4 protein-coding genes are annotated in these 3,603 nt (G+C 38.6%); 3 read left to right on the top strand and 1 reads right to left on the bottom strand.

Features of this window, described 5'->3' with window-relative positions:
* Positions 1-67 precede the first annotated feature (67 nt).
* Both AC52RT_RS05560 and aspA read left to right on the top strand, forming a co-directional pair.
* The gene (locus tag AC52RT_RS05560) at positions 68-256 is read left to right on the top strand and encodes a lipid II flippase family protein (RefSeq protein ID WP_495539835.1); all 189 of its coding nucleotides are present in this window, start codon (positions 68-70) and stop codon (positions 254-256) included.
* Between the two features lie 111 nt (positions 257-367).
* On the top strand, positions 368-1,792 hold the full coding sequence (gene aspA, locus AC52RT_RS05555; protein WP_495539834.1) for an aspartate ammonia-lyase: 1,425 nt from the start codon (positions 368-370) through the stop codon (positions 1,790-1,792).
* 33 nt (positions 1,793-1,825) lie between these two features.
* Here aspA and AC52RT_RS05550 read toward each other — a convergent pair whose 3' ends face one another.
* Positions 1,826-2,443, bottom strand: coding sequence for a TetR/AcrR family transcriptional regulator (locus tag AC52RT_RS05550; RefSeq protein ID WP_495539833.1), 618 nt, complete (start codon positions 2,441-2,443; stop codon positions 1,826-1,828).
* 180 nt (positions 2,444-2,623) lie between these two features.
* On the opposite strand from AC52RT_RS05550, the gene AC52RT_RS05545 reads away from it, so the two are divergent.
* On the top strand, positions 2,624-3,382 hold the full coding sequence (locus AC52RT_RS05545) for an SDR family oxidoreductase (protein ID WP_495539832.1): 759 nt from the start codon (positions 2,624-2,626) through the stop codon (positions 3,380-3,382).
* Positions 3,383-3,603: the final 221 nt, after the last annotated feature.

Here is a 3,603-nt window from a genome sequence, read left to right as displayed (position 1 = left end):
TACACAATCGGGTGGGGGTATATCCACATGATTTTTCCTGAAAAACCTAATAATCCCGTCTGGCGATGTGTTATTCCCGTCCGATTCGAAAGCATCCTGGCTGGCCGATCGTCTAATGAGAGAACCAAACAAATACATCTATTTAAAAAGCTATTCCTTAACGATGATCACGTCAAAATTCGTTGGGACACTGGCTGCACAGGTGTTATTTCTGCCGGCTGCTGATTATGTAGCTTGGTTTGCAAACTGGATCTGATGTGGCGTCCTAAGTCAAGTAATATAATGTTTTTTGTGGAAAATAATTTCCTTTACCTATTGGTACCTATATGAAATGATAATACAGAGTTTAATAAATGGAGGCGCTTTTATGACACCAGTTTCATTTCGTGTAGAAAAAGATTTCTTGGGTTCTAAAGAGGTAGATGTTACCGCCTATTATGGAATTCAAACCTTACGAGCCGTTGAGAATTTTCCAATCACCGGGTACCATATCCATGAAGAATTAATTAAAGCAATGGCCATTGTTAAGAAGGCAGCTGCTATATCGAACATGGAAATTGGCAGGTTATATGAAGGGTTAGGCAATGTGATTGTCCAGGCTGCTGATGAGATTATTGAGGGTAAGATGCACGAGCAGTTTATTGTCGATCCGATTCAAGGCGGCGCAGGGACATCTATCAATATGAATATGAATGAAGTGATAGCAAATCGTGGCTTAGAGCTTCTTGGAAAGCAACGTGGAGATTATTTCAGTTTAAGTCCGAATAATCATGTCAATATGGCTCAATCCACGAATGATGCCTTTCCAACAGCGATACATATTGCAACGCTTTCTTTATTAGAAAAACTATTAGTTACGATGAGAAAGATGCATACGGTGTTTGTAAACAAAGGGCAGGAGTTTGATCATGTTATTAAAATGGGCAGAACGCATCTTCAAGATGCCGTACCTATTCGACTCGGCCAAGAGTTCGAAGCATACAGCCGCGTCCTTGCCCGTGATATTAAACGTATCGAAAACAGCAGAGAGCATTTATACGAAGTCAATATGGGTGCAACGGCAGTCGGCACTGGCTTAAATGCACAGCCTAAATACATACTAAGTGTCGTCAAGCATTTAGCGGACCTTACCGGTTTTCCGTTGAAAAATGCAGAACATCTCGTTGATGCTACGCAAAATACGGATGCCTATACAGAAGTTTCTGCGACATTGAAGGTTTGTATGATGAACATGTCCAAAATCGCTAATGATTTACGCCTTATGGCATCAGGACCTCGAGCAGGTTTTGGAGAAATTAATCTTCCAGCTCGTCAGCCGGGTTCGTCCATCATGCCAGGAAAAGTGAATCCAGTTATGCCTGAAGTGATTAATCAAGTAGCCTTCCAAGTGATTGGAAACGATCATACCATTTGTCTTGCTTCTGAAGCAGGTCAATTAGAGTTAAACGTCATGGAGCCGGTTCTTGTGTTTAATCTGATTCAATCTATCAGTATTATGAATAATGGCTTCCGGGCGTTTACGGATCACTGCTTGATAGGTATTACAGCCAATGAAGCAAGACTTAAGATGAATGTTGAAAATAGTATCGGGATTATTACCGCAGTCAATCCACATTTGGGGTATGAAATCGTCTCAAGAATTGCGAGAGAAGCGACAGCGACAGGAAAGTCTGTTCGAGAACTTTGCCTCTTGCATGATGTATTAACAGAGGAAGAATTAAATCTTATTCTTGATCCATATGAAATGACCCATCCTGGCATCGCTGGAGAAAAATTACTATATCGAGATTAATTAATAAAGATGAGGCCATCCTAGAGGATGGCCTTAACGTATGTCCGGATAGTCAGGTTGTTTAATCACAATGGTTTGCATAGGATTATAGTTAAGAATTAGAACCAACTGTTCAGCCATATACTCGGGACTATAGTTAAACTCATCATGAATCCATTCAATAATCATCCCTAAGATGGCATGGGCTTGGTAGTTTGAGAAGAGTTCAATATTAATCGTGGTGTTTTGTTTCGAGTCCATCAAATCCTGAAGAGGAAGTCTTTTCAGTTCATGACAGATTCTCATTTGAAAGGTAGACCATACGGTTGATTTAACAATCAGTGTATAGAAGTTTTTATGGGAAGCCACATGCTCAAAAATTTTAATGGTTGAAGATGTCAGGTCTTTAATATTAAAGGTTTCCTTATGCTGATAGGGCTCACGGTAGGAGATGATAAAATCATGCATCACATCATCCATGATTTCATCTAATATATCCTCTTTGTAATGAAAATTATTATAAAAGGTTCCTCGATTAAGGTCTGCAGCTTTGACAATTTCGGTTATCGTTATTTCTCTAACATCTTTTTCTTTCATCAATAGAAGGAATGAATCTTTAATGGCTTTCTTAGATTTCTTGATTCTTCGGTCTGTTAACGAATTTTTACACATGCATACTCGCTCCTAGCTATAAAATAAAGGTAATTGAACAATTTAGAAGAATATGTATAGTAATGAACATTTGGTCTTATATTTGCTGATTGAAACATTTAAGAAATGATTATACTATAATTATAGTACTAATTAAACACTTGTTCATTAAAATAAGTGGATGAAAATGGAGGAATTAACATGAAATTACAAGATAAAGTAGCAATCGTAACTGGGGCAGCTTCAGGAATGGGGAAACAAATCGCAACGCATTATGCGATTGAGGGAGCTAAAGTGGTTGTATCTGATTTAAATTTAGAAGGCGCTGAAGCAACTGTAGAAGAAATTAAGGCTGCTGGGGGAACGGCGTTTGCGATTAAAACAAACGTAGCATCAGAAGAAGAAATAAACGAGCTAATCGATACAACTGTTAGTACATACGGTACGGTTGATATTTTAGTAAATAATGCTGGGATCATGGATAATATGGAACCAGCAGCTGATATCGAAACAAAAAATTGGGACCGTATTTTTGCCATTAATACGAGCAGTGTTATGTATTCTACTCGTAAAGTTCTGCCAATCTTCTTGGAAAAAGAAAGCGGTGTGATTGTAAATATCGCTTCAGCAGGCGGTTTATTCGGAGCTCGAGCAGGCGGTGCTTACACAGCTTCTAAACATGCGGTTGTTGGTTTCACTAAAAACACTGGATACATGTATGCGAAAAATGGCATTCGTTGTAATGCAATTGCACCTGGTGGGGTTGAAACGAATATTTCTTCAACTATGACAAATATCAATCACTTTGGTGCAGCTCGTCAACAAACGGGTATGGCAATCAATCCACGTATGGGCAAGCCAGAAGAAATCGCAAAAGTAGCCGTATTCTTAGCTTCTGATGATTCAAGCTTTGTTAATGGACAAGTTATTGCGGCTGATTCAGGCTGGAGCGCATACTAAATACGTGTTTCACTAAAATTCCCGACTAGAAAATCTAGTCGGAAATTTTTTTGTATAAAAACTGGAAAAATGGTGGTTCCTTCCAAGAGTAAATCATGCTATTGTTTAAGACTAGGGGATTAACCTTTGATAAAACCCTTAATAATAGTGTAATACCTTTCAAGCTTATTCAAAAGAGTAAGTTCATAGTGCCTCCCTTTAAGGTACTGATAGGAGACAGC

The organism is Peribacillus sp., assembly GCF_059453735.1.
Note: the sequence above shows the minus strand (reverse complement) of the source record. Positions and strands in the feature narration are given on the sequence as shown.

Coding starts and splice junctions, on each gene's coding strand:
- aspA (WP_495539834.1), top strand. CDS start 368: ATGACACCAGTTTCATTTCGTGTAGAAAAAGATTTCTTGGGTTCTAAA.
- AC52RT_RS05550 (WP_495539833.1), bottom strand. CDS start 2,443: ATGTGTAAAAATTCGTTAACAGACCGAAGAATCAAGAAATCTAAGAAA.
- AC52RT_RS05545 (WP_495539832.1), top strand. CDS start 2,624: ATGAAATTACAAGATAAAGTAGCAATCGTAACTGGGGCAGCTTCAGGA.